Here is a 23,776-nt window from a genome sequence, read left to right on the forward strand (position 1 = left end):
TTATTACGGTCGCCGTTCTCTCGGTAGCGGCCGCCCCGTCCCGCGACGGTCGCGTGAGTAAGCCATATCACACTCTGGCGGCTACGTTACGGTATGAATAGCGCTCGACGGCACGGTCCGGTTTCGACCGGCACGGGGGACGATCCGCCGTGAGTCATCACCTCGACGACATCGACCGGCAGATCATCCACGCGCTGATGTCGGACGCCCGGAACACCTCTGCGCCGATGATCGCGGACGGCATGAACGTCTCGGCGGGAACGGTCCGGAACCGGATCGAGCGCCTCGAAGAGGCGGGCGTGATCCGCGGCTACACGGCCATCGTCGACTTCGAGCAGGCCGGCGGCCGACTCACCTCGGTGTTCATGTGTACCGTCCCCGCCGACGAGCGGGAACGCTTGGCGCTCGCGGCCCGGTCCATTCCGGGCGTGATCAACGTTCGCGTGCTGATGGCGGGCCGTCGGGACCTGCAGGTGGTCGCGGTCGGCGAGGAGACGAGCGACCTCCGTGAGATCGCGCGCGCGCTCTCGGGGCTCGAAATTCGGATCGAAGACGAGGAACTGCTCCAGACGGAGCTACACACCCCGTACTCGCGGTTCCTCTCCGACGACTCCAAACGGTCCGTGGTCACCGACACCGTCACGCTCGCGGACGGCAGCGCCGTGATCGAGGTCTGCGTCACCGACGACGCGCCGATCGTGGATCACTCTCCGTCGGAGGCGAAGGCTAACGGCATTCTGTCGAGCGACGCCATCGTGACTTCGATCGAGCGCGACGGATCGATCATCCACCCGGTCGACGACACGACGATCCGGCCGGACGACGTGGTGACCGTGCTACCGAAGGAGTCGTCCGAGGGAGACATCCTCGACGCGTTCCTCGTCGACGAGGACGAGACACCGTCGGCGATGTCGTGAGTCTCCCCGTTTATTATTCTGGGTCCGCAACGGGGAGGCATGGCAGACACGATCCTCGTTCCGCTCGAACTCCCTGACCCCGAGCCCCTGTCGCCGGTGCTGATCGAGGACCTGTCCTCGCTCTCGGTCGTCATCCTCGGCCACTACGACCTCCCCGAGCAGACGCCGGCCAGTTCGGCGCGCGAGCAGTTCGGCGAGGCCGCGCAGGCGACGCTCGACGAGGTCGCGGGCGCGTTTGCGGACGCCGGCGCGTCCGTCCGGACGCGGTTGGTATTCGGGAAGGACCGGGCGGCCGCGATCCAGCAGGTCGCGGCCGAGGAGGGGTGCGTCGCCGAGCTCGACCCCGCTCCGACCGAGGGGATCGGACGGATCCTCGTGCCGCTGCCGGACGTCGCCGAGCTCGACCGACTTCCGAGGTTCATCCGGGTCCTGAGCGAGGACTCGACGCAGCGTATCACCCTGTTCCACGTCGTCGAAGGCGGACAGTCTCGCGAGGACGGGGAGGCCGTCGTCGCGGAGACCCGCGAGCGCCTGATCGGGGACGGGTTCGACGCCGACGCGGTCGACACGCTGGTCGTCGACGGCGACGAGCACGACGAGGAGATCCTCCGGACCGCGGCCGAGTACGACGCGGTCGTGATGTACGAGCCGGAGTCCAGGCTCGGCGACCGCATCTTCGGCACGCTGGCGGACCGGATCGCGAACGAAACCGGCGATCCGGTGATCTTGGTCAACAGGGACTACTGACCCAGTCTCGGGCGGCGTCCCGACCGGTCGTCCTCAGTCGCTCGCTCACTTCGGTTCCGTCGAGGCGATTCCGTCGTCTTCCTCGCCGCGACGGGCCCGGAGGATCGTCCCGATCGCTCCGGTTCGGTCCGTCCTGGGCCGTCCGTACGCGAAGTAGACGAGGGCGCTCCCGAAGATGATCGCGACCGCGCCGAGAATGGGGACGGTCCCCATCTGCGTGAGCAGGGCGATACCGGCGACGAACCCGAACAATTGGACGAACGGGTAGCCGGGTGCGGTGAACTCGGGCTGATACGCCGGCAGGTCGGCCTCCCGGAACGCGATCAGCGAGACGTTGATGATCGAGAAGACGAGGATCTGGAACGCGCTCGCCAGCTTCGCCAGCTCGATCACCGGGACGAACGCGATGAGCAGAACCAACACGAGCCCGGTGAGGAGCACGGAGTTCCGCGGGGTCTTGAACCGCGAGTCGATGGTCTGGAGCGCGGGCGGGAGGAGGTCGTCGCGGCTCATCGCGAGCGGGAATCGCGAGGAGGAGAGCACGCCGGCGTTCGCCATGCTCGTGAGCGCGACGACGGCGATCACGGAGATGAACAGCACGCCGGCGCCGCCGAGGAGCGCGCCCGCGCCGTCCGCCATCGGCGTGAGCGACGCCGTCCCGCCGGGTCCGCCCGTTTTCAGCACGTTCGGGTCGCTCAGGCCGATGATCGCGCCGACGACCGCGATGTACAGGACCGTCATGACGGCCATGGAACCGAGCATCGCGCGCGGGAGGTTCTTCCCGGGGTCTTTCACTTCCTCGGCGACGCTCGCGATCTTCGTGACGCCCGCGTACGAGACGAAGACGAAGGCGGCGGCCGTGATGACGCCCCGGTTCCCGTCGGTGCTGAACGGCGTGTACTTCGCGGCGTCGATCGCGAAGCCGGCGTTGACGACGTACGCGAGCAGTCCCGCGACGACCAGCGTGACGATGACCGCTTGTATCCCACCGCTCATCTTCGTCCCTGAGACGTTCAGAGCGACGACCAGCACCGCCAGCGCCAGCGCGACGTACACCACCGCGCCCTGCGAGAGCGGCGCGAACAGCAGCAGGTACGCGCCGAGTCCGACGAGCGCGAACGAACTCTTGAACACCAGCGAGAACCACGCCCCGACCCCGGCGATCGTCCCGAACAACGGGCCGAGCGCCCGGTCGATGTAGAGGTACGTCCCCCCGGACTCCGGCATCGCCGTCGCCATCTCGGCTTTCGACAACGCGGCCGGCAACACGACGAGCGCGGCCAGCACGTAGGCGAGGATCACCGCCGGCCCGGCCTTCTTGTATCCCAGAGCCGGCAGCACGAAGATCCCGCTCCCGATCATCGCACCCATGCTGATCATCATCGTCGGGTACAACCCGAGACTCCGATCCAAGTCGTGCTGGCCCATGCTTATACTACCAATAACGGGCGTCACGGTTTATTGCCTTCGGATTGCTCAATAAAGACGGTTCTAAATTACGCATTCAGAAGGAGGGTAGGGGAGGGGGGTGTCGTTCAGTCGCTCTGTCGGTCGGGGCTACGAGTCGCCGCGTCGATAGTCGACGTCGTCGCCGTCCTGATCCTCGGCGGTTTCGTCGATCTTTTCGTCGCCTGTTTCTTCGACCTTTTCGTCGACGGTTTCTTCGACCTTTTCGTCGACGGTTTCTTCGACGGTCTCTTCGACTTTCTCGCCGACGGCCTTCTCGACGGTTTCTTCGACCTTTTCGCCGACGGTCTCCTCGACGGTTTCTTCGACCTTTTCGCCGACGGTCTCCTCGACGGTTTCTTCGACCTTTTCGCCGACGGTCTTCTCGACGGTCTCCTCGACTGTCTCTTCGACCTTTTCGCCGACGGTCTTCTCGACGGTCTCTTCGACCTTTTCGCCGACAGTCTTCTCGACCGTCTCGCCCACCGTTTCCTCGACTTTCCCCGTTACCTCCTCGCTGACGGTGTCGCTGACGTCGTCTGCGACCTCGCTGACCTCCTTGTTGACGGTGTCACCGACGGTCTTCTCGACGGTCTCTTCGACCTTTTCGCCGACGGTCTTCTCGACCTCCTTGCCGACGGTCTCGCCGACGCTCTTTTCGATCTCCTTGCTGACGGTGTCGCCGACGGTCTTCTCGACCTCCTTACTGACGGTGTCGCCGACGGTCTTTTCCACCTCTTTATTGACGGTGTCGCCGACGGTCTTCTCCACCTCTTTATTGACGGTGTCGCCGACGCTCTTCTCCACCTCTTTGCCGACCTGATCGGCGACCTCCCGCGTCATCCAGTCGGGATCGAACCGGGCCATCTTCCAGACGACGTGGACCACGTAGGAGGCGAACACCCCGATCCCGAACGCGACGCCGATGTCGTTGACGTTCAGCGTGGCGATGAGGACGATCGACAGGACGATCAGTGCGCCGTACGCGAGGTCGGTGAGCGCGTCGACGCGGGCCGGACTCACCATCCACGATCCGCCTCCGCGGTCGCGTCGCAGTCGCACGTCGGACGGCCGTCCGGGTCTCGGTTGAACGTAGCGTACATCAGTGTGTCTACGTATCCGCGTGGCGGGCTAAAAGCCCCGCTTCACGGCGGCGGCGGCGTTTGGAGGGAAGCGAGAACCCCGATCGCGGGGTCACCGGTGGAGCGCGGTCCTTTTGTGCGGGATGGCCGAACCCGAGGTATGGACATCGAGGAGGGCGGTCTTACCGTCTCCGTCCCCGAGGCCCGCGACGGGGCTAGCGAGGGTACCGGCGGCGGGGTCTTCTTCAACCCGACCCAGGAGCTGAACCGCGACGTCACGGTCGCGGTGCTGCGCGCGTACCGCGAGCGGGAGCCGCGCGCGGCCTCGTACCTCGACGCGATGGCCGCCTCGGGGATCCGGGGGGTCCGCGCCGCCGCGGAGGGGTACGACGTCACCTGTGCCGACGTCGACCCGGACGCGGTCGACCTCGCGGCCGAGAACCTCGCCGCCAACGACCTCGACGGGGAGGCGGTTCACCGCGACGTCAACGCGCTGCTGTACGAGAACGTCTTCGACGTCGTCGACCTCGACCCGTACGGGACGCCGATACCCTTCGCGGACGCCGCGCTCGCGAACGCCCGCAACCTCGTCTGCGTCACGGCGACCGACACCGCGCCGCTGTGCGGCGCGCACCTCAACAGCGGGATCCGGAAGTACGGCGCCGTGCCGAGGAACACCGACTACCACCCGGAGATGGGGCTCCGGACGCTGATCTCCGCGTTGGTGCGGACGGCGGCGCGCTACGACAAGGCGGCCCGCCCGATCGTCTCGCACGTCTCGCGCCACTACGCGCGGACCTACCTCGAACTGGAGTCCGGCGCCCGGGCGGCCGACGCCTGTATCGACGACCTCGGCTACGTCGACCACTGCGAGGACTGCCTCTGGCGCGAGCCGACCCGCGGCCTGATCGCCGATCCCGCCGAGACCCGCCCCGTCTGCGGGAGCGACCGCGTGCTCACGGCCGGACCGCTGTGGCTGGGAGCCGTCGCCGACGCCGACTTCGCCCGCGCGGTCCGGCGCCGCGTCACCGACGACATGGGCGAGGCGAAGCGCGCCCGGAAACTGCTCGGGGCGGTCGCCCGCGAGATCGACACCCCCACGCACTACGACCAGCACCGGCTGTACAAGGAGTGGGGCGAGCCCGCCATCGGCATGGAGGCGTTCGTCGACCGGCTGCGGGGGGCCGGCCACGAGGCCAGCCGCGCCCACTACCGCGGCACCGCGGTCAAGAGCACGGCGTCGATCCCCGAGATGCGGGCGGCGGTTCTGGGGGACGGGGCCGACGACGCGGACGGCGACGCCGCGAGCTGACTCGCCCGGTCGCTTTCGGGTCTCGGCGGCATCCCCCTCGCTTTTGTCGCCATCGGCCGAACCGGAGAGCGTGCCCAGACACTCGACCGCCTTCGGTACGGTCCGAGGCGTCATCGACGTCGCGATCGACCGACAGGTGACGTTCCTCGCCGCCGCGATCGCCTACTACGCGTTCGTCTCGCTGATCCCCGCGCTCCTGCTGCTCGTGGTCGTCGCGACCGCCGTCTTCGGCGAGGTGATCGCCAACGAGTTGGTCGCGAGCGCCGGGGATTTCCTTACGCCCGCCGGTCAGGAGGCCGTCACCGGTGCGATCTCCTCCGCGGGCGGACGGACCGGTGAGAGCGTGCTCGGCGTCGCGGTGCTACTCTGGTCGACGCTGAAGGTGTTCCGCGGCCTCGATACGGCGTTCGCCGAGCTGTACGGCATCAAGGAGCCGCCGGATTTCGCCAAACAGCTCACCGACGCCGCCTCGGTCGTCCTCGCGGTCGGCGTCGGTATCGGCGTGATGTTCGTCGTCGGCGCGACCATCGCGGCCGTCGACGCGGTCCCGGCGGTAGAGGTGGCCGGCATCTTCGCGTTGCCCGGCTTTCTCGCCATCGTCTTCCTCCCGATGTACTACCTGCTTCCCCAGCCCCGCATCGGGATCCGGGAGGCGCTGCCCGGCGCAGTCGTCGCCGCGGTCGGCTGGACGCTGCTGCAGGCCGGTTTTCAGGTGTACGCCGCGAGCGCCGGGCAGTTTCAGGTGTACGGCGTCATCGGCGGCGTTCTCCTGCTCGTCACGTGGCTCTACCTCGCCGCCGTCGTCGTCGTGGTCGGCGGGGTGGTCAACGTCGTGCTGGCCGGTCGAGACGGGGCGCCCCCTGCGAGCGGCGCCGGCCTCGGACGCGGATCGGCCGCGATCGACCACGCCGCGGACCGGCAGTTACAACACGACCGCGACCGACCCACGGGTATGAACGGCGAGTCGGACGGCGCGGGCGACGCCGGCGACGAGGGACGGCCGGCGGGCGCGCCGGACGTGGCGGCGCTTCAAGAGGAAGTCGGGCGACTGCGGGCGGAGTTCGACGAGTTCGAGGACGACGTCGAGCGGCGCACCGTCGACAAGCCCGCGGTGGAGTCGGAGCTGAAACGCTACGTCCGGTCCCGGATGCGACGCGGCCACGCCCGCGGCTGGGGACCGTATCTCGTGCTGCTGTACGGGACGGTGCTGATACTCGGCGCGTTCTCCTTTCTCGACGGGCTCTACGCCATCGCGGCGATGCTCATCCTCGGCCTGTCGACGCTCGGACTGTACACCCTCTTCATCATCGTCGGCATCGGTCTCAACCTGCTCGAAACGCCCGGGAAGGCGCTCGACTACGCCCGCGACCGGGGCGACGACTGAAGTGAGTAGTCGGCCATGACCGGACTCGTCTCCGCGGAGCGCGGGCTCGGCGAGGCCGCCCTCGTCGACGCGCTCCCCGAGATAGTCGTCGTCGTCTTCGCGGCCGTCACCCACCTCGCGGACCCGTGGTTCCTCTTCGGGCTGTTGGCGGTCGGCTACTGGTTCGCGGGCGATCGGCTCGCGGCCTCGCCGCGCCGCGCCGGCGCGACCGCCATCGCCGCGGTCACCTGTGCGTACGCCGCCGTCGCACTCGGCAAGGCGTGGTTCGCTGTCCCCCGACCCCCGGGCGCGATGGGACCGGCCGACGTGCCGACGTGGCTCCCCGGCCTGCTCGTCGGGTGGTACGAGGCGCAGGTGCTCTCCGACGGCTTCGGCTTCCCGAGCGGCCACGCCACCGGCGGCGCGGCGGCGTACCTCGCGCTGGCGCTGGTGTACGACCGCGCGTCGACCGACGGGAGGCGCCTGCTCGCGGCCGTTGCCATCGCCGTCGCCGTCGCCGCCTCCCGGGTGGTAATCGAAGTACACTACCTCGTCGACGTGCTCGCCGGCCTCCTCCTCGGCGCGGTCGTCGTCGCCGTCGCGCTGTGGCTCGCCGGTGACCTGTCGGCTTCGCGCGGCGAGTTGCGGTCCTCGGTGAGTCGCGAGCCGGACTCGCCGAGCTTAGACCACCCCGGCGTTCCTGTTTGGGCCTGCGGTCGTTTTCGGCTCGCGGCGGGTTCGGGTCGAGCTCGGCGACGGGAAACGCCGGAGCGGGGAGGCCGTCGAGGCGGGCATCGGCTCGCTACCGGATCGGGGGCGCGGCGGGCTGGCGCTCGTCAGACGGGGACGAAGCCGGCGGTTCCGGTCCGGATCGCGGTCCCGGCGCTCGCCGTCACCGGCGCGCTCTGGGTCGGCGCGTACGCGCTCGCCGACTCGCTCGTCGTCACGCTGGCCGCGACGACCGCGGCGGTCGTCGCCGTCGTCGCCGTCCCGGCGCTGGGGGCGCGACTCGGCGCGGTCCGGCCGGACCGTAACGCGAGCGACTGGTCGAACGAGAACAACTGAAAGAGAACGGAGATCCGAAGCGGCGGACGCCGGCTATCTCAGAACGTCTCGAGGTACCGGTCCTCCTCCCACTGCGACACTTGGGTGAGGTACTCGCTGAACTCCTGAGACTTCGCCTCGGCGAACTTCTCGGAGGTGTGCGGGCCGAGCGCCTCCTGGAGCACCTCGTCCGTCTCCAGCTCCTCGACGGCGGAGCCGAGGTTCGGCGGCAGCGTATCGATGCCGTACTCCTGACGCTTCTCGTCGTCGAACTCGTAGATGTCCTCGCGGACCGGGTCGCCCGGGTCCGCGTCGGTCTTGATCCCGTCGAGCCCGGCGGCGATGAGCGACGCCATCCCGAGGTAGGGGTTACAGGACGGGTCGGGGCTGCGGACCTCGAAGCGCGCGGAGACGCCCGCCGCGTCCGGGACGCGGACGAGCGCCGAGCGGTTCGTGTCGGACCAGGCGACGTAGATCGGCGCCTCGTAGCCGGGCACCAGGCGCTTGTAGGAGTTCACGGTCGGGTTCGTCACGGCCGTGAACGCCTTCGCGTGGTTCAGGATACCGCCCATGAACTGGTAGGCGGTCTCGCTCAGGTTGAACTCGTCGTCGTCGTCGGCGAAGGCGTTGCCGTCCTCGTCGAACAGCGAGATGTGGCTGTGCATCCCCGAGCCGTTGATATCGGCGATCGGCTTGGGCATGAACGTCGCGTGGAGGTCGTGCTGCTCGGCGACCGCGCGGACGACGGCGCGGAACGTCGCGATGTTGTCCGCGGTCGTGAGCGCGTCGGCGTACTTGAAGTTGATCTCGTGTTGGCCCTCGGCGACCTCGTGGTGGGAGGCCTCGATCTCGAAGCCCATCTCCTCTAACGTGAAGATGATCTCCTTGCGCACGTCGGACGCGAGGTCCTTCGGCGCGAGGTCGAAGTAGCCGCCGTTGTCGTGGGGGATCGTCGTCGCGTTGCCGTCGTCGTCCTTCTCGAACAGGAAGAACTCCGGCTCGGGACCGATGGAGACGGAGTACCCCATCTCCTCGGCCTCGGCGAGGACGCTCTTCAGCACCTGACGCGGGCCGCCGACGAACGGCTCGCCGTCGGTGTCGACGATGTCGCAGATGAGCCGGGCGGCGGCGGAGCCGTTCTCGTCGCGCCGCCACGGGAGTACCGCGAACGTGTCGGGGTCGGGAACGAGCCGCATGTCCGACTCCTGGATCCGAACGAACCCCTCGATCGAGGAGCCGTCGAAGTAGATCCCCTCGGTGAACGCCTTCTCCGCTTGGTGGGCCGGCACGGAGACGTTCTTCACGACCCCGAGGATGTCGGTGAACTGGAGCCGCAGGAAGTCGACGTTTTTCTCATCGATCTCGTCGAGTACCGCCTGTTCTTCGGCCGTGAGGCCGCCGTCTGGTTTCGCGTGTTCGTCCGTCATGTTCTGGACGCTTCGTTAGTTATCTGCCAGTATAAAGGCCTTATCGCTTGGTGCATGAACCGCCAGTCCGGCAATACTGCTGGACGTTCGTAAAATTATAAACCCCCGAACGCATGGTTAGGTGTGATGACGTACGAAAACCTCGACGCCAAACTCGTCAACTCCCTTCTCAGCAACGGCCGCGCGAGCCTCCGGAGCCTCGGAGACGAGCTCGACGTGTCAGTGACGACCGTCTCGAACCACCTCCGAGATCTCGAAGACGAGGGCGTGATCCGGGGGTACACACCCATCGTCGACTACGACAAACTCGGCTACGACGTGACCGCCGTGCTCCAGCTGAAGGTCGAAGGAAGCGCGCTCCCCGACGTCACGGAGAAGCTCCGCCAGGAGAAACAGATGGTGAGCGTCTACGAGGTCACGGGCGACTACGACGTGATCGCCATCGGCAAGTTCACCGACACGGACGGGATGAACGACCAGATCAAGTCGATCCTCACCGACGCCGACATCCGCGAGTCGAACACGAGCGTCGTGCTCAACGCGGTGACGGAGAACGAGCAGTTCGACCTCGACCTCAACGAGGAGTAGTTCGACCGCGAGGGCGGAACCCCGGCCCGCCCTACTGCCGCTCGGCCGCCGCCTCCAGGACCTCCACGGCCGGCAGCGGCTCGCCCGTCAGCGCGCGGATGTACGCCCCGCCCGCGATGGAGACGTGCGAGAAGTCGGCCTCGTTCAGGCCGTACATCTCGATGGCGCGCGACGTGTCCCCGCCGCCGACGACGGAGAAGCAGTCGGTCTCGGCGATGGCTTCGAGCACGCCCACGGTGCCGTCGGCGAACCGCTCGTCCTCGAAGACGCCGAGCGCCCCCTTCACGAACACCGCGCCGGACTCGCGGATGAGCGGCTCGTAGGCCGCGACCGTCTCCGACCCCACGTCGAGGTACCCCGCGGTCTTCTCGTCGATCTCGTCGACGGCGACCTCCGCGCGGTCGCCGTCCGGCCCCTCGTACGCGAGGTCCGTCGCGAGGTGGATCGCGTCGCCGCGCTCGTCGAGCACCGACTCGATCAGCTCGCGGTTCCCCTCCCACTGCTCGTCGAAGAGGTCCATCCCTCCCACGTCGCGCCCGACCGGGTGGCCCGCGGCGCGCAAGAAGAGCTCGCCGGCGACGCCGCCGAGGAGGAACCGGTCGACGCGGTCGTCTAAGGCGTCCATCACGCCGATCACGTCGGTCGCCTTCGTCCCGCCGACGACCATCGTCACCGGCCCGTCGAACCCGCGGGTCGCGATGGCGGTGTTGGCCTCGTACTCCGTCTCCATCACCCGCCCGGCGTACGCGGGGAGCGCGAGCGGGAAGCCGACCAGCGAGGCGTGCAACCGATGCGCCGCGGAGTACGCGTCGTTGACGTACGCGTCGAAGCGCGGCGCGAGCGTCCGAACGAACTCGGTCTCGGCCTTCTCCTCGGGCGATTCTTCGGGGAGTTCGTCGTCGCACATCCGGGTGTTCTCCAGCAGGAGGGCCTCGCCCGCGTCGAGATCATCGATCGCGTCCAGCGCCGTCTCCCCGTACGTGTCCGCGACGAAGGCGACGTCGCGGCCGACGTGCTCGGCGAGGATCGCGGCGTGGCCCGACAGCGACGTGAAGTCGTCGCGGCCGGGGCGCCCCTGGTGGGCCATACAGACGACGCGGTGGCCCGCCTCGGCGAGTTCGCGGACCGTCTCCGCGTGGCGCCCGAAGCGGCGGTTGTCCTGCGGTTCTCCGTCCTCGATCGGCGAGTTGAGGTCGAGCCGAACGAGGACGCGCGAGTCTGCCGGGAGGTCGTCGATGGTGTCGAAGGCGGGCATGGGTGAACGGTCGTCGATGAGATATTTAAGCGGTGGTCCTTCGGGGCAACGTCGCCGCCGGGGCTATTCCGTGGTACGCGCGGCGTCTTTGGAGAGAGGCGGGACGTTTGCCGCTTACGCCTCGTCGCGGACGTACGCGGCCATGTCGAGCATCCGGTTCGAGAAGCCGTACTCGTTGTCGTACCAGGTGAGGATCTTCAGGAGCTTCCCGCCGGCGATGACGTTCGTCGACCCGAGGTCGACGTAGCTGGAGAACGGGAGCCCGACGATGTCGCTGGAGACGACCTCGTCGTCGGTGTAGCCCAGCACGCCCGCGAGCGGGCCGGAGTCGGCGGCGTCGCGGAAGGCCGCGTTGACCTCCTCCGCGGTGACGGTCTCGTCGAGGCTGACGACGAACTCGGTGATCGAGCCGCTCGCGACCGGGACGCGCATCGCCATCCCGTCGATCTTCCCCTCCAACTGCGGGAGGACCTGCTGCGCCGCGCCGGCCGCGCCCGTCGAGGTCGGCACGATGTTCTCGGCGGTCGCGCGCCCGCGGCGCGTCTTCGCCTTCGGGCCGTCGATGAGGGCCTGCGAGCCGGTGTACGCGTGGACGGTGGTGAGGGTGCCGGCGTCGATGCCGAACTCCGCGTCGAGCACCTTCGCGACCGGCGTGATGGAGTTCGTCGTACAGGAGGCGTTCGATATCACGTCGTCCCCGTCGTACTCGTCGTGGTTGACGCCGTAGACGAGCTGTTTGACCGGCTTCTCGCCCTTCGGCGGCGCCGAGATGATCACGGTGTCCGCGCCGCCGTCGAGGTGCGCGCTCGCGTCCTCGCGCGTCCGGAAGACGCCCGTGCACTCTAAGGCGACGTCGACGTCGAGCTCGTCCCACGGGAGGTCCGCGGGGTCCTGCACGTTGTACAGCGGGACCGAGGTGCCGCCGATGGTCAGCGAGTCGCCCTCGCGTTCGACGCCGTCGAGCCGGCCCATGACGGTGTCGTACTTCGCGAGGTACGCCATGTCGTCGAAGTCCATCACGTCGTTGACGCCGGCGAGCTCGATCCGCGGCGACTCCAGCACCGCGCGGAACACGTTCCGCCCGATGCGACCGAACCCGTTGAGTCCGACTCGCACGACCTCGTCATCGCTCACGTCTTCGGCCGCAGTGAGATATGATTTACTCATATCCGAAAAAGCCGAGCCGCAGATACTTAAATCCGACCGAGTCGGCCTGAGATAGTCACTATCGTTCGATTTCGTTACGTACGGTGTCGATCCCCAGTCTCGATTCCGGCCGCTGACGCCGGGTCGGCCCGCGCGCGGCGCCGGTCCGTGCCGGCCAATACGGCGGCCGACAGAAGGCTTATCGGGGTCACCGCCTTCACATGAGATATGGATAGAGACGACCGTGACGATCCGTTCGGAGACTTCTTCGAGGAGATCGAACGGATGATGAACGAGATGGCGGGCGGCGAACCGGGCACCGAGGACGCCGGCTTCGGATCGGCGACGCACGTCGACGCGTACGCCACCGACGACGGTGTGCGGCTCGTCGCCGACCTCCCGGCCGTCTCGAAGGAGGAGCTCTCACTGCAGTGCGACGGCGAGGCGCTCACCATCTCGGCGGCTTCGGACCGGCGGGAGTACGACGAGACCGTCGACCTCCCGGTCCCCGTCGACGAGCACTCGGCGAACGCGACGTTCAACAACGGCGTCCTCGAGGTCACGTTCGACCGCGACGACGACTCCGCGTCGATCGACCTCGAATAGCGGGTCGCCGCGGTCTCCCGGTCAGTTCTCTCCCGCCGCCGTCCGCTTGACGAGCCCCGCGAGCCGGTCGTAGAAGCCGGGCTCGTACTTCGTCGCCGCGTCCACCGTCGGGCGCGCGTTCGTCTCGTTGACGACGAGCCGGTCGTCGGTCTCGAGCAGGTCGACGCCGAGGTAGTCGATCCCGAGGACGTCGGCGGTCCGTTCGGCCAGCTCCCGGGCGCGCTCGGGGAGGTCGACCCCGGTCGCCTCGGCTCCGCGGTGGACGTTGTGCTTCCACCGGCCCCGCTCTCTGGCGTCCGCGGGGAGCTCCCGCCGCACCGCGCCGGCTTAGGCGCCGTCGACCACCATCGCCCGGTAGTCGCGGGCGTCGGGGAGGAACTCCTGGATCAGGTAGGACTTGTCGCCGGTCGCGCGGTAGTCGTGGACGAGGTTCAGGTAGTCGACGACCCCCAACAGGGAGTCGAGGTCGCCGGCGGTCGCGACGCCGACGCCCCGGGTCGCGGAGTTCGGCTTGACGACGACGGGGTACGAGAACGACGACACGGCCTCCGTGACGACCGCCTCGTCGACGGGGTTCGACACCAGCGTCGTCCGCGGCGTCGGGAGCCCCGCGTCGTCGAGCGCGGCGAGCGCGCCCGCCTTGTTCCGCGAGGCGAGGACGGCGTCCCGGCCGTTCACCCACGGCACCGACAGCCGCGCGTCGACCACGGCCCCCTCCATCAGCCGCGAGGGGTAGACGAAGCCGACGTCGAAGCCGTCGAACTCCCCGTCATCGGCCCCGCCCGCGACGCGGAGCGACCGCTCTTTCGCCTGCACGTGTTCGACGGCGACGCCGCGGTCCGCGAGCGGCTCCCGCACCCGGTCGAACGTCTCCGCGTCGGTCGTCATCGCGAGCCGGAGCATACGCTCGCTCGGGGCCGTTCGGACTTAAGAACCGTGCGGCGGGCGCCGGTCGCTCGTCGCCGCCGCGGCGCGCCGGTGCCGACGGCTCCGCGGCCGGCGCCGCAGTTACGCGGCCGACGGCTCGCTTCGCGGTTGACCCGCGCTCGCGCTACTGCAGGTGGCCTTCCTCGCGGAGCTGCTCCGCCTCGCTCTTCTCGTAGCGCCACGCGATGTCGCCCTTCTCGTCTTGCCAGTCCCACGGCTCGACGAGGACGATGTCGTCCTCGCGGATCCAGACGCGCTTCTGCATCCGCCCGGGAATACGCGCGGTCCGCTCTTTCCCGTCCGCACAGCGGACCCGGACCCGGTTCGCGCCGAGCATCTCGACGACCTCCGCGAACACCTCGTCCTCGTCGGGCATCCGGAGGTCGTTTCGACCGTCGCCGTCTCCGTTGCTCATGCGTACGCGGTGATACGCGCTCCCGGAAATAAAAGGGCCGCTCTCCTCGCGGAAGCGCCCTTTTTAAACGCCGGCGGCGGCGATCGGCGGGTATGCGCGACACGCTCGGATCCACCGGTATCGTCGGCGTCCTCCTCGTCCTCCTCTCGGTCGGGCTGTTGACCGCCTACGACCCCGTCGTCGGCGGCGGGATCGCCCTCCTGTTGGCGGGGCTCGGACTGATCGCGAAGGGCGTCGCCGACTCGGCGATGCGAATGTTCGGACTCAAGTGACCGCAGTCAGGCGATCGGCGCCCGCGTCTCGGGTCGCCGCCGCCTCGCGACGCTCCCGAAAGAATGATATTCTGTGGCCACCGCGGGCCGGTATGGTCGAACTGCCCGCGGTCGCGGTCGAACTGGCTGAGCTCATCGCGGTCGTCGTCGGGGCCGGCGCGGCCTCGGCGATCGGCGTCGTCCTCGAACGGTTCGGACTCTCGGCGGCCTCCGGCGGCGACCTCGTGCTCGCCGCGTGGGCGATCGGGATGGGGCTGCTCGCGCTGTACGTCGGCGTCGTCGGACTCGGCTACGAACAGGCGCTCCCCCGGCTGCAGCGGCTCGCCGGCGGCGAGTAGCGCCGACGCGACGTCGCGGCGACCTCCCGCTCCGCCTACAGCTCTCCGTTCGCCGCCAGCTCTCGGACCGCGGCCGCCCGCTCGCGGATCGCGGCCCACTCCTCGTCGTCCTTGCCGTCGACGTGCGAGTACATCAGTCCCATCCGCCCCGTCCCGCGGAGCGTCTCCTCGTTCTCCTTCAGGAAGTCCCAGTAGAGGGCGTTGAACGGACACGCGCCCTCGCCCGTCGTCCGGGAGACGGCGTACGGACACGACGCGCAGTGGTCGCTCATCCGGTTCACGTAGCTCCCCGAGGAGGCGTACGGCTTCGAGGAGAGCACGTCGGTGCCGAACGACCCCATCGCGACGACGTTCGGCGTCGTCACCCAGTGGTACGCGTCGACGAAGCCGAGGTGGAACCACTCGTTCAGCTCGGCGGGGTCGGCCCCGTAGATCAGCGCGAAGTTCGAGAGCAGCATCAGCCGCTCGATGTGGTGGGCGTACCCGTGCTCGCGGACGTGGCCGACGGCCTCCGACAGGCAGGTCATGTCGGTGTCGCCGTCCCAGTACGCCGGCGGGAGCTCCCGGGTCTGGTCCAACTGGTTCGCCGCCGCCAGCTCCGGCATCGCCTCGCGGTAGACGTGCCGCATGAACTCCCGCCAGCCGATCACCTGCCTGACGAACCCCTCGGCCGCGTTGAGCGGGACCGGGCGTCGGGCGTCGCCCCTCGCTCCCCGCACCGCCGGCGCGTCCCTCGCCCCCCGCGGCGAACGCGTCGAGCGTCGTCCCCGAGCCGCCGCCCGCCGCGGGGTCGTCGTCGGGGTCGTACTCTCCGGGTTCGACCCCGCGCCGCTCGTAGGCGGCCTCCACCGCCCGGACCGGTTCGCGCGGGTCGAGGAGCCCGAGGTTGATCGGCACCGAGAGCAGGGAGTGGGAGAGGAACGGCTCGCCCGTCACCATCGCGTCCTCGTACCGCCCGAACGACGGCAGCCGCTCCCGAACGAACGCGTCGAGGGCCGCCCGGGCCTCTTCCCGGGTGACCGGCCACGCGAACCCGTCCAGCGCCTCCTCGCCCCACGTGTCGAACCGGTCGCGGACCCACGCGTGCGTCTCGCGGGTGAGCTCGTCGGGCTCGAACCGCGGCCGCTCCGGCGGCTCCCAGTCGTCCGGCGGCGTCTCTTGGTTCAGGTCGTCGTAGTTCCATTCGCCGCCGACCGGCTCGTCGCCGTCCATCAGCACGCCCGTCTCGCGGCGGACGTGGCGGTACCAGCTCTCCTGTCGGTACGTGCGCTCGGCGGTCCCGTCGTCGGCGAGCAGGGACCCGTCCTCCCACCCTCCCTCCGGTCCGGTGGCCCACTCGCGCCAGTCGCTCGGCGTCGTCCAGAACAGCTCGTTGTCGAGCAGTTCCAACGACCCGCCTCGCTCGGCGACGAGCCCGCGGAGGCGCTCGCCCGCGCCGTGGCTCGCGGGGCGCATCAGCCGGATATCGGGATCGGACCGATCGGCCAGGAACTCGTCGAGTCCCTCGCCGAACGACTCCGCCCGTAGGTACGTCACGTCGTGACCGCGCTCGCGGAGCTCGTCACGGAAGTGGCGCATCGCGGAGAAGACGAGCGTCAGCTTGTGGGTGTGGTACGGCTTCCGATCGGCGAAGCCGTGCGCCTCGATCAACAGCACCTCGTCGGCGTCGTTGAGCGCGTCGAGCTCCGGGTTGAGCTGGTCGCCGAGCAGCCACTGAATCGGTCGGTCGCCCATGAACTACCTCACGGGCGCGGTCGACGTAGGTCTGTGGGCCGGACGGTCGGGGCCGAGCCACAACACCCTCCTTTTTACTCGCCCTCGACGAGGGGAGAGCCGTGGACGAAATACTCACAAACTGGCTCCTCGGTCTGATCGCCGCCCTCCTCGCCGTGCTCGTTCTCGACTCGACCGGACAGCCGTTCCTCGACACTCTCGCCCCGGTCGCGAACGTGCTCGCGCTCGTGACGTTTCTGGCGTTCGTGATCCTGACGGGCGCGTTCCTCGTGTACACCGCGTCGTTCCGCAACGAGTAGATCGCCCCCGCGGCGATCTCACCCGCGCGGATACCTTTTTACTCCGCGTCTGTCTGGTCGCCGTATGGAGTACACCACGCTCGGCGACACCGGCACGACCGTGTCGAAGATCTGTCTCGGCTGCATGAGCTTCGGCGACCCGGACTGGCGCGAGTGGGTCCTCGACGAGGAGGAGGGGAAAGCGATCGTCGAACGCGCCATCGAACTCGGGGTGACCTTCTTCGACACCGCCAACATGTACTCGAACGGCGAGTCGGAGCGCGTCCTCGGCGAGGCGCTGGAGGGCCACCGCGAGGAGACGGTCGTCGCGACGAAGGGGTACTTCCAGATGGACGAGTCGAACCCGAACTCGGGCGGGCTCTCGCGGAAGGCGATCGAACAGGAGCTACAGCACAGCCTCGACCGGCTCGGGATGGACACGATCGACCTCTATCAGATCCACCGCTGGGACGACGACACGCCGATCGAGGAGACGCTGGCGGCGCTCGACGACGCCGTCCGGCGCGGCGACGTGCGGTACATCGGCGCCTCCTCGATGTGGGCCCACCAGTTCGCCGAGGCGTTACATGCGAGCGACCGCGAGGGGTACGAACGCTTCGCGACGATGCAGAACCACTACAACCTCGCGTACCGCGAGGAGGAGCGCGAGATGCTGCCACTCTGCGAGAAGGAGGGGATCGGCGTGATGCCGTGGAGCCCGCTCGCGCGCGGCTACCTCACCCGACCGCACGAGTCGGTCGACGCCACGCTCCGCGGAGAGACGGAAGAGCACCTCTACGAGCACCCCTACCGCGAGGGCGGCGGTCCGTCGGTCAACGAGCGCGTCGCGGAGCTCGCCGACGAGAAGGGGGTGAAGATGGCGCAGATCGCGCTGGCGTGGCTGTTCCGCAAGGAGTGGGTCGACACTCCCATCGTCGGAACGACCAGCGTCGAACACCTGGAAGACGCGGTCGAGGCCCTCGACATCGACCTCTCCGGGTCGGACGTCGAGTGGCTGGAGGAGCCGTACGAGCCCATCCGGGTCTCCGGACACGACTGATCGGCCGAGGCGAGCCGACGACCGAAAACGGCCTCGTGACTCCGTGTTAATCCCTCTGTGACGTTTTAGGTATATAGTGGCAACTCATTAGTATGATAATCGTTGACACGGTCGTATGAGCGATAGCGACCGGTCTCCAGTCCCGTCGAGCACCGAGTACGCGCGCAGTCGGACGCGGTGTCCGAACTGCGGCGCCCGCGTCCCGGCCGTCGGCCGCGACGCGGAGACGACCGAGTGTCCGAACTGCCACCGGCTGATCCGAGCCTGACGTCCGGGGGAGGGCGACCGGGGAGCGGGCGCCGCGATCGGTTACCTCGACATAAACGCACCGTCGAGAGCCGGAGCAACAACCCTTTTCGGCCGGGCTACCGAATCGAGACTCATGGCAGACGACGAGACCAACGACGCCGACGCCGGCGAGGAACAGGGTGGCAACGCCACCGAAAATCAGGGCGGAGACGCGGGCGGCGACGACGCCGAGGAGAAGTCCTTCCGCGAGCGGGTCGAGGAGATCCGCGAGCGCCGCGAGCAGGAGCGCGAGGAGGGCGACCGGCCCGATCCCGAGGAGATGATGGGCGGGGCGGCCCGCCGGGGATGGGCGGCGGCGGGCGTGGCGGCGGCAACCCCTTCGCGCAGAGATGTCCGGCATGGATGGCGCGGCGGCGGCGGTCCCGGGCGGCGCCGGCGGCCCGCCGGATGGGCGGGCGGTCCCGGCGGTCCGGGCGCCCGCGGCGAGGAGGGCGGCGACCAGGTCGGCAACGAGGAGCTCGTGCGCGAGGTCCGCCAGCTCCGCGACGAGGTCCGCGACGCCACCCGTCAGCTCCAGCGCATCGCGCAGGCGCTCGACGACGACTGACGCGGACCAGCACTCTTTCCGGCTTCTATTTGCTCCCGATAGCTTCTCGTATTCACCTTCGTTCGTATAAACGCGGTAACAAGCTATTTATCCGAGGCATACAGCGTCCGTACACGAGACTCATGCCTGCCCACGAGACAAAATCCGCGGATACCGTTTTAGCCGAAGAGACCGGTGACCCCGTGGAAAAGTTCTCTGCTGACGACAAGCCGGTTCCGGAGCTCGACGAGCTCGAATCGGTTCCGGAAGCGGAACGGTAGGCGGCTACTCGCTTCGCGGACCGTATCTCTCAAGGAGATTCCCTGCACTTTTTTCGAAAAAACGCTCACAGTACGCTGGTGCGTTCTCGGCGCTCACCGGCGGGAATCCCCGCTGAACGTCCACTTTCTGCCCATCTCGATATAAATCGAGATGAAGTCGCTCGGCCTCAACGTCGTGCCCCCACGCTGAGTCGGGGTGATGATCGGACCGCGTGACCTGTCGCCAGTCGCGTTTTCCGTATCGCTGACCGACGTTCTGTTCGAGTTGAACGACGAACCAGTCAACCTTCCCGTCCGAAACGCCCATTTCCAGATTTATCCGCGAGAGGCCGTGCTCCATGGGAGTTTGGTACTCCACGTCAGGGCTATCATGCCGATGGTCGGGAGTTGACCGGTTCGTCATATAAAATTGGGAGAGGCGCGTTCTTACCTCAGCACTCCGACCAGCCGCACGACTCGCACGTCTTGCAGCCCTCGGAGTAGTAGAGGTTCATCCCGCCGCAGTCGGGACACTCGGGCGACTCGCCCGCCGCGATCAGCTCCTGCATCGCGTCGTCGGCGTCGGCCGCGTCGTCCTCGGCCGTCCCGTTCACGTTCGGGGCGTCGGTCGCCGCGCCGGCGTCGACCGCGCCGCCGTCGGTCTGGCTCGTCGGCTCGCTCGCCAGGTCGCGCTCGACGTCGTCGAGGCTCTGCTGTTGCGGGATCCCCTTGTCGATCTCGTCGTCGAGGTAGCGCCGGAGCGCGGTGCCGATGGCGTCCGGGATCGACTGGATCTGCTCGCCCTTGTCCCAGGCGACCTTCGGGCTCCGGGTGCCCTGTAGCTCGTCGACGATCTCGTCGGGGTCCACGCCCGAGCGGAGCGCCGTCGAGATGACCTTCGCGAGCGCCTCGGTGAAGGAGTTGGTGTAGCCGCCGGAGTGGCCGATGTTCGCGAACAGCTCGAACGGCCGACCGTTCTGGTCCTCGTTGATGGTGACGTACAGCTTCCCGTACCCCGTCTCGACGCGCTGGGTGACGCCGTTCAGGGAGTCGGGACGCGGGCTGCGCTCGCTGTAGTCGATCTGCGGCTGCTCGCTGGCCTCCAGCAGGTCCGCGATCTCCGTGTCGATCGCCGCCTGCACGTCCTCGTTCTCGAGGAACGCCTCGACGCCGCCGAACACCTCGCCGATCTGCTCGACGATCGCCTCGGCCGCCTCGCTCTCGTCGGCGAACTCCGTGTTCTTCGCGCGCGTCGTGAGCACCTGCTTCGAGCGGGTGCCGTCGCGGTAGACGGTGACGCCCTTCCCGCCGTGGTCGTAGATGTAGCGGTACACCTCTTCCATCTCCTCGGCGGTGGCGTCGTTCGGGAAGTTACACGTCTTCGAGATGGCGGAGTCGACGCCCTCCTGGCAGGCGCACTGGACCGCCGCGTGCTGTTTGCCCGAGAGGTCGCCGGTGACGACGAACAGCTCGCCGATCGCGTCCGGAACCGTCTCTAACCCGTCAACGCCGTCGAACTCGTTGGTCGCCATCTGCTCTTGAGCCTCCTGCTTGACGGCGTCGACGTCGACGTCGTTCTCCTCTAAGGTGCGCAGGAAGTAGTCGTCGAACTCGACGAGCATCTCGTCGCCTTGGACGTCGTCGGAGACGTTCTTGTAGTAGGCGACGTTGTAGATCGGCTCGCAGCCGCCGGTGGTGTTCCCGATCATCGACGTCGTGCCCGTGGGCGCGATCGTCGTCGTGTTGTGGTTGCGGATCGGGAAGCCGTCCGCCCACTCGTCGGCGTCGAGGCCGGTGTAGTGCTCGAACCAGTCGCGGTGCTCGGTGGGGTTCGCGTACTTCGACTCGTCCCAGTCGTTGAACACGCCGCGCTCCTCGGCGAGCTCGTGGGAGGTCTGCTTCGACGCGTGGTTGATGTGGGTCATCAGCTGGCGGGCGACCTCGTTGCCCTCTTCGGTGCCGTACTGAATCCCGAGCTGGATGTACAGCTGAGCGAGCCCCATCACTCCGAGCCCGATCTTCCGCATGTCGCGGACCTTCTGCTCGATCTTCTCGACCGGGAAGTCCGACATCGTCACGACGTTCTCGAGGAAGCGGGTGCCGTAGTCGATCCGCTCGTCGAACTCCTCGAAGTCGATGGCTTCCTGTAAGAACTCCGACATGGCGGCCTCCTTCGACTCGTACTCGTCGGCGTGCGCCTCGGACCAGACGCGCCAGTCCGGCGCGTCCTGCGCCGCGAGCGTCGAGAGGTTGATGTGACCGAGGTTACAGGCCTCGTACTCCTCCAACGGTTGCTCGCCGCAATTGTGGACCACGAGACCGTTCGCGACGAACGAACTCGTCTCAGGCTCCGTCAGGTCGTAGACGGCCTCGTGGCCGTCGTCCTCGACTGCGGAAACGGTCGCTTCGAATCCCTCGCTGTACGGTCCGCGGTCGTAGTTCGCGAGACGCTCGTCGAGTGCGTCCTGTTTCGAGTCGAGAAGGAATCCGATCTCCTCCGCGAAGCGGACGAGGTTGTCCTTCGAGACGACGAGATCGTGGTCGGCCTGTCGCTCGTATTCCGCAGTTCCGCCGTTTCCGTCGGGCATCTCCTGAACGCCCTCCTCGTGGCGCTCCTCGTAGATCTTGCTGAAGATCCCGAAGTTGAGCAGGAGTTGCTGGACTTCTTTTAACAGGTCGGTGCTCGTGCTCGTGAGCCGGACGGAGACGCCCTTTTCGACGTTCCCCTGAACGCCCCCGTCAGCGGAGAACAGCGCACGGAGGTACCCGCGTGCCATCTCCTCGCTCCCGCGCATCACTGCCTCAGGCACCTGATGCTTCTGATCGGCTAAGCCGGCTTCCTCGGCGTACTCGTACAGTCGAGCCGAGCGGATCCGCTGCTCGACGGCCTGCGCGCCGCGGTAGTCGTCACCTCTAGCGATCTCGTTGACGCCGACCTCGTAGTCGGCGTTACCGACGGGATCGCGAACGACTTCGTTCACGTCGGCTGCGAACGATTCCGAGATCTCTGCGTCCTCGTCGTAGAAGTTGAGGACGGCGCGCTCCTCTCCGGTCTTGAGATGGCCGTCGCCGACCATCCAGCCGAGTACGCGACCCTCTGCCGCTGTTCCGTGCTGGCCGAAGGAGCCTTTCCGGTTCTGGATGTGGACCGTGTCGCCGGCGTCGAGGTTGCCGGCTTCCACCCACCCGTCACCCGTCATGACCCGATGATGGGAAGTGAGGCGGAGTTCGTACCCCTCCTCGGTCGTGAGCTTATAAACGTCCTTCTCGCCGGTCTTGTAGACGCTGCTCGCTTCTTTGAGCGTCTCCTCGCTGAGGCGACCATCGACGACGACGTCGCGTGCGACTCCCTGTTCGTAGAGTTCCTCGGCTTCGACGAGCCCGTTTTCGGTGCTGATCAAGGTGTCACCGGTGACACAGGGGTTCGTCGCGAGGATGCGGTGGTCCGGGTGCTCCTCCACGTCGAAGGAGTGCTCCTTGTTCACCCGCTCGAGGTAGATGACGCCCGGCTCGCCGTTCTCGTGGGCGCCCTCGATCATGTCGTCCCACAGCTCCTGGGCCGGGATCGACAGCACTTCGCCGACCTCGACGTGCTCGCCGAGACCGAACATGTCGTAGATCTCCTTCGTCTCGGGCGTCGCGACGTGGGGTTCCTCGGTGCGCGGGTTGGTGAAGGTGAACTCCTCGTCGTTGTACAGCGCCTCCATGAAGTCGTCGGTGACGCCGACGCTGATGTTGAAGTTCGACAGGTGACCCTCGACCGCGTTCCGGAGGTGTTCGGGCACCTTTCCGTCCTCGTCGATCAGCTCGCGGGCCTCCTCCAAGGCGTCCGCGAAGGAGTTGTGCGTGAAGTCGTCGGGGTCGTTCAGCCGCAGCGAGTGAGCCAGGGAGACGTCCTTGTTCTTCGCGTGGATGAACTGGATGACGTCCGGGTGCGAGACGCGCATGACGCCCATCTGAGCGCCGCGGCGCGCGCCGCCCTGCGCGATCGTCTCGCACATCTGGTCGAACGTCCGCATGAACGTGATCGGGCCGGAGGCGATGCCGCCGGTCGAGCCGACGGAGTCGCCGTAGGGGCGGAGCTTCCAGAACGCGTACCCCATGCCGCCGCCGGACTGGAACACCTCGGCCGCCTCCTTGGCGGTCTGGTGGATGTCGGTGATGTCGTCGTCGGGGGAGTCGACGAAGCAGGCCGAGAGCTGCTGGAGCTCGTCGCCCGCGTTCATCAGGGTCGGCGAGTTCGGCATAAATGAGAGCCGCTCCATCCCGTCGCGGAACCGGTCCGCGGTCGCCTCCACGTGGTCGCGCACGCTCTCGGGGAGCTCGGGAACGACGGTGTCGTACGCGAACTTGTTGACGTTGTGCGCGGTCAGCGTCGTCTCCGCCTCGTCCTCGGCGGTGGTGCCGGCGCCGAACACCTCCTCCGCCAGTTCGTTCCGGCGGGGGTGGTCGGGCTTCAGCTGGTCGGGCGTGACGGTGACCTCGACGCCCTGCTTCTCGGCCTCGAAAACGGCCTCCGCGAGCGCGACGTTGCGCGCGACGCGGTCGAACAGCTCCTCGGGGTTCTCGATCGTCTCGCCGTCCGCGTTCTTCCGGAGGTAGCGCGCGGGCAGGATGTTGTGATAGGCGTTGGCGGTGAGACGCTCCTCCATCGTCTCGCCCGTTGTTCGTTTGATCGGCAGTTCGAGTTCGTCGGCGGCGACGCCGTCGTTGCTCATTCGACG

21 protein-coding genes and 4 pseudogenes are annotated in these 23,776 nt (G+C 67.9%); 14 read left to right on the plus strand and 11 right to left on the minus strand.

From position 1 onward, the window contains the following. The first annotated feature begins 149 nt into the window (after positions 1-149). Together DJ82_RS13890 and DJ82_RS13895 are read left to right on the plus strand one after the other, a co-directional pair. Positions 150-917 carry an Lrp/AsnC family transcriptional regulator gene (locus DJ82_RS13890; protein ID WP_094521968.1) on the plus strand — a complete coding sequence of 256 codons (768 nt, stop codon included), beginning with the start codon at positions 150-152 and terminating at the stop codon, positions 915-917. A 39-nt stretch (positions 918-956) separates the two neighbouring features. Then, positions 957-1,664, plus strand: a complete 708-nt coding sequence (locus tag DJ82_RS13895) for a universal stress protein (protein WP_094521969.1) — start codon at positions 957-959, stop codon at positions 1,662-1,664. Between the two features lie 45 nt (positions 1,665-1,709). On the opposite strand, the gene DJ82_RS13900 is transcribed toward DJ82_RS13895, so the two are convergent. Together DJ82_RS13900 and DJ82_RS13905 are read right to left on the minus strand one after the other, a co-directional pair. Beyond that, positions 1,710-3,092, minus strand: a complete 1,383-nt coding sequence (locus DJ82_RS13900) for an APC family permease (protein WP_094521970.1) — start codon at positions 3,090-3,092, stop codon at positions 1,710-1,712. Positions 3,093-3,221: 129 nt separating this feature from the next. Next, the gene (locus DJ82_RS13905; protein ID WP_094582136.1) at positions 3,222-4,136 is read right to left on the minus strand and encodes a hypothetical protein; all 915 of its coding nucleotides are present in this window, start codon (positions 4,134-4,136) and stop codon (positions 3,222-3,224) included. A gap of 216 nt (positions 4,137-4,352) precedes the next feature. Between DJ82_RS13905 and DJ82_RS13910 the strand changes: the two genes are divergently transcribed. The 3 genes and pseudogenes from DJ82_RS13910 to DJ82_RS13920 all read left to right on the plus strand — a co-directional run bounded on the left by DJ82_RS13910 (position 4,353) and on the right by DJ82_RS13920 (position 7,932). Next, entirely contained in the window at positions 4,353-5,504 is a 1,152-nt protein-coding gene (locus tag DJ82_RS13910) for a tRNA (guanine(26)-N(2))-dimethyltransferase (protein ID WP_094582105.1), read from the plus strand. 70 nt (positions 5,505-5,574) lie between these two features. Further along, positions 5,575-6,888, plus strand: a complete 1,314-nt coding sequence (locus tag DJ82_RS13915) for a YihY/virulence factor BrkB family protein (protein ID WP_094582106.1) — start codon at positions 5,575-5,577, stop codon at positions 6,886-6,888. Between the two features lie 15 nt (positions 6,889-6,903). Next, positions 6,904-7,932: pseudogene (locus DJ82_RS13920) on the plus strand (phosphatase PAP2 family protein). Between the two features lie 38 nt (positions 7,933-7,970). On the opposite strand, the gene glnA reads toward DJ82_RS13920, so the two are convergent. Next, complete coding sequence (gene glnA / locus DJ82_RS13925) at positions 7,971-9,338, minus strand: type I glutamate--ammonia ligase (protein ID WP_094521974.1); 1,368 nt, start codon at positions 9,336-9,338, stop codon at positions 7,971-7,973. A 126-nt stretch (positions 9,339-9,464) separates the two neighbouring features. On the opposite strand from glnA, the gene lrp reads away from it, so the two are divergent. Then, positions 9,465-9,926 carry an HTH-type transcriptional regulator Lrp gene (lrp, locus tag DJ82_RS13930; protein ID WP_094521975.1) on the plus strand — a complete coding sequence of 154 codons (462 nt, stop codon included), beginning with the start codon at positions 9,465-9,467 and terminating at the stop codon, positions 9,924-9,926. A gap of 31 nt (positions 9,927-9,957) precedes the next feature. Here lrp and DJ82_RS13935 read toward each other — a convergent pair whose 3' ends face one another. Together DJ82_RS13935 and gap are read right to left on the minus strand one after the other, a co-directional pair. Then, entirely contained in the window at positions 9,958-11,181 is a 1,224-nt protein-coding gene (locus DJ82_RS13935; protein ID WP_094582107.1) for a phosphoglycerate kinase, read from the minus strand. 114 nt (positions 11,182-11,295) lie between these two features. Beyond that, positions 11,296-12,348, minus strand: coding sequence for a type I glyceraldehyde-3-phosphate dehydrogenase (gap, locus tag DJ82_RS13940; protein ID WP_094582108.1), 1,053 nt, complete (start codon positions 12,346-12,348; stop codon positions 11,296-11,298). A 207-nt stretch (positions 12,349-12,555) separates the two neighbouring features. Here gap and DJ82_RS13945 point away from each other — a divergent pair, with 207 nt between their 5' ends. Beyond that, positions 12,556-12,933, plus strand: a complete 378-nt coding sequence (locus DJ82_RS13945; protein WP_094521978.1) for an Hsp20/alpha crystallin family protein — start codon at positions 12,556-12,558, stop codon at positions 12,931-12,933. Between the two features lie 21 nt (positions 12,934-12,954). On the opposite strand, the pseudogene DJ82_RS13950 reads toward DJ82_RS13945, so the two are convergent. Next, positions 12,955-13,836 (minus strand): annotated as a pseudogene (locus DJ82_RS13950) (RimK family alpha-L-glutamate ligase). Positions 13,837-13,984: 148 nt separating this feature from the next. Next, a complete protein-coding gene (gene eif1A, locus DJ82_RS13955) occupies positions 13,985-14,275 on the minus strand; it encodes a translation initiation factor eIF-1A (RefSeq protein WP_094521980.1) in 291 nt (96 codons plus the stop codon). Between the two features lie 92 nt (positions 14,276-14,367). Here eif1A and DJ82_RS13960 point away from each other — a divergent pair, with 92 nt between their 5' ends. Next, positions 14,368-14,547, plus strand: a complete 180-nt coding sequence (locus DJ82_RS13960) for a hypothetical protein (protein WP_094521981.1) — start codon at positions 14,368-14,370, stop codon at positions 14,545-14,547. A 92-nt stretch (positions 14,548-14,639) separates the two neighbouring features. Next, positions 14,640-14,885, plus strand: coding sequence for a hypothetical protein (locus tag DJ82_RS13965; protein WP_094557695.1), 246 nt, complete (start codon positions 14,640-14,642; stop codon positions 14,883-14,885). A gap of 35 nt (positions 14,886-14,920) precedes the next feature. Here the strand turns inward: DJ82_RS13965 and DJ82_RS15410 are convergent, their stop codons facing one another. Both DJ82_RS15410 and DJ82_RS15415 read right to left on the minus strand, forming a co-directional pair. Continuing rightward, the gene (locus DJ82_RS15410) at positions 14,921-15,604 is read right to left on the minus strand and encodes a hypothetical protein (RefSeq protein ID WP_241881534.1); all 684 of its coding nucleotides are present in this window, start codon (positions 15,602-15,604) and stop codon (positions 14,921-14,923) included. A 388-nt stretch (positions 15,605-15,992) separates the two neighbouring features. Continuing rightward, positions 15,993-16,619: pseudogene (locus tag DJ82_RS15415) on the minus strand (cryptochrome/photolyase family protein); the annotation flags it as partial. Between the two features lie 101 nt (positions 16,620-16,720). On the opposite strand from DJ82_RS15415, the gene DJ82_RS13975 reads away from it, so the two are divergent. The 5 genes and pseudogenes from DJ82_RS13975 to DJ82_RS14850 all read left to right on the plus strand — a co-directional run bounded on the left by DJ82_RS13975 (position 16,721) and on the right by DJ82_RS14850 (position 19,073). Continuing rightward, complete coding sequence (locus tag DJ82_RS13975) at positions 16,721-16,918, plus strand: hypothetical protein (protein ID WP_094521984.1); 198 nt, start codon at positions 16,721-16,723, stop codon at positions 16,916-16,918. Positions 16,919-16,982: 64 nt separating this feature from the next. After that, positions 16,983-17,957, plus strand: a complete 975-nt coding sequence (locus DJ82_RS13980) for an aldo/keto reductase (RefSeq protein WP_094582109.1) — start codon at positions 16,983-16,985, stop codon at positions 17,955-17,957. A gap of 115 nt (positions 17,958-18,072) precedes the next feature. Then, on the plus strand, positions 18,073-18,225 hold the full coding sequence (locus DJ82_RS15055) for a hypothetical protein (protein WP_170938261.1): 153 nt from the start codon (positions 18,073-18,075) through the stop codon (positions 18,223-18,225). 114 nt (positions 18,226-18,339) lie between these two features. Further along, positions 18,340-18,813, plus strand: a pseudogene (locus DJ82_RS13985) (hypothetical protein). 122 nt (positions 18,814-18,935) lie between these two features. After that, the gene (locus DJ82_RS14850; RefSeq protein ID WP_158217318.1) at positions 18,936-19,073 is read left to right on the plus strand and encodes a hypothetical protein; all 138 of its coding nucleotides are present in this window, start codon (positions 18,936-18,938) and stop codon (positions 19,071-19,073) included. Positions 19,074-19,077: 4 nt separating this feature from the next. Here the strand turns inward: DJ82_RS14850 and DJ82_RS14710 are convergent, their stop codons facing one another. Together DJ82_RS14710 and DJ82_RS13995 are read right to left on the minus strand one after the other, a co-directional pair. After that, on the minus strand, positions 19,078-19,413 hold the full coding sequence (locus tag DJ82_RS14710; protein ID WP_143420606.1) for a hypothetical protein: 336 nt from the start codon (positions 19,411-19,413) through the stop codon (positions 19,078-19,080). A gap of 91 nt (positions 19,414-19,504) precedes the next feature. After that, positions 19,505-23,770, minus strand: coding sequence for an LAGLIDADG family homing endonuclease (locus tag DJ82_RS13995; protein WP_094582110.1), 4,266 nt, complete (start codon positions 23,768-23,770; stop codon positions 19,505-19,507). Between the last annotated feature and the right edge of the window lie 6 nt (positions 23,771-23,776).

Origin of the sequence: Halorubrum sp. Ib24 (assembly GCF_002252745.1) — an archaeon.
Lineage (GTDB): Archaea > Halobacteriota > Halobacteria > Halobacteriales > Haloferacaceae > Halorubrum.

Excerpts from the sequence above, each read along its gene's own strand:
- DJ82_RS13895 (WP_094521969.1), top strand. The coding sequence starts at position 957 with ATGGCAGACACGATCCTCGTTCCGCTCGAACTCCCTGACCCCGAGCCC.
- DJ82_RS13900 (WP_094521970.1), bottom strand. The coding sequence starts at position 3,092 with ATGGGCCAGCACGACTTGGATCGGAGTCTCGGGTTGTACCCGACGATG.
- DJ82_RS13905 (WP_094582136.1), bottom strand. The coding sequence starts at position 4,136 with ATGGTGAGTCCGGCCCGCGTCGACGCGCTCACCGACCTCGCGTACGGC.
- DJ82_RS13910 (WP_094582105.1), top strand. The coding sequence starts at position 4,353 with ATGGACATCGAGGAGGGCGGTCTTACCGTCTCCGTCCCCGAGGCCCGC.
- glnA (WP_094521974.1), bottom strand. The coding sequence starts at position 9,338 with ATGACGGACGAACACGCGAAACCAGACGGCGGCCTCACGGCCGAAGAA.
- lrp (WP_094521975.1), top strand. The coding sequence starts at position 9,465 with ATGACGTACGAAAACCTCGACGCCAAACTCGTCAACTCCCTTCTCAGC.
- DJ82_RS13935 (WP_094582107.1), bottom strand. The coding sequence starts at position 11,181 with ATGCCCGCCTTCGACACCATCGACGACCTCCCGGCAGACTCGCGCGTC.
- gap (WP_094582108.1), bottom strand. The coding sequence starts at position 12,348 with ATGAGTAAATCATATCTCACTGCGGCCGAAGACGTGAGCGATGACGAG.
- DJ82_RS13945 (WP_094521978.1), top strand. The coding sequence starts at position 12,556 with ATGGATAGAGACGACCGTGACGATCCGTTCGGAGACTTCTTCGAGGAG.
- eif1A (WP_094521980.1), bottom strand. The coding sequence starts at position 14,275 with ATGAGCAACGGAGACGGCGACGGTCGAAACGACCTCCGGATGCCCGAC.
- DJ82_RS13960 (WP_094521981.1), top strand. The coding sequence starts at position 14,368 with ATGCGCGACACGCTCGGATCCACCGGTATCGTCGGCGTCCTCCTCGTC.
- DJ82_RS13965 (WP_094557695.1), top strand. The coding sequence starts at position 14,640 with ATGGTCGAACTGCCCGCGGTCGCGGTCGAACTGGCTGAGCTCATCGCG.
- DJ82_RS13980 (WP_094582109.1), top strand. The coding sequence starts at position 16,983 with ATGGAGTACACCACGCTCGGCGACACCGGCACGACCGTGTCGAAGATC.
- DJ82_RS15055 (WP_170938261.1), top strand. The coding sequence starts at position 18,073 with ATGAGCGATAGCGACCGGTCTCCAGTCCCGTCGAGCACCGAGTACGCG.
- DJ82_RS14850 (WP_158217318.1), top strand. The coding sequence starts at position 18,936 with ATGCCTGCCCACGAGACAAAATCCGCGGATACCGTTTTAGCCGAAGAG.
- DJ82_RS14710 (WP_143420606.1), bottom strand. The coding sequence starts at position 19,413 with ATGGAGCACGGCCTCTCGCGGATAAATCTGGAAATGGGCGTTTCGGAC.
- DJ82_RS13995 (WP_094582110.1), bottom strand. The coding sequence starts at position 23,770 with ATGAGCAACGACGGCGTCGCCGCCGACGAACTCGAACTGCCGATCAAA.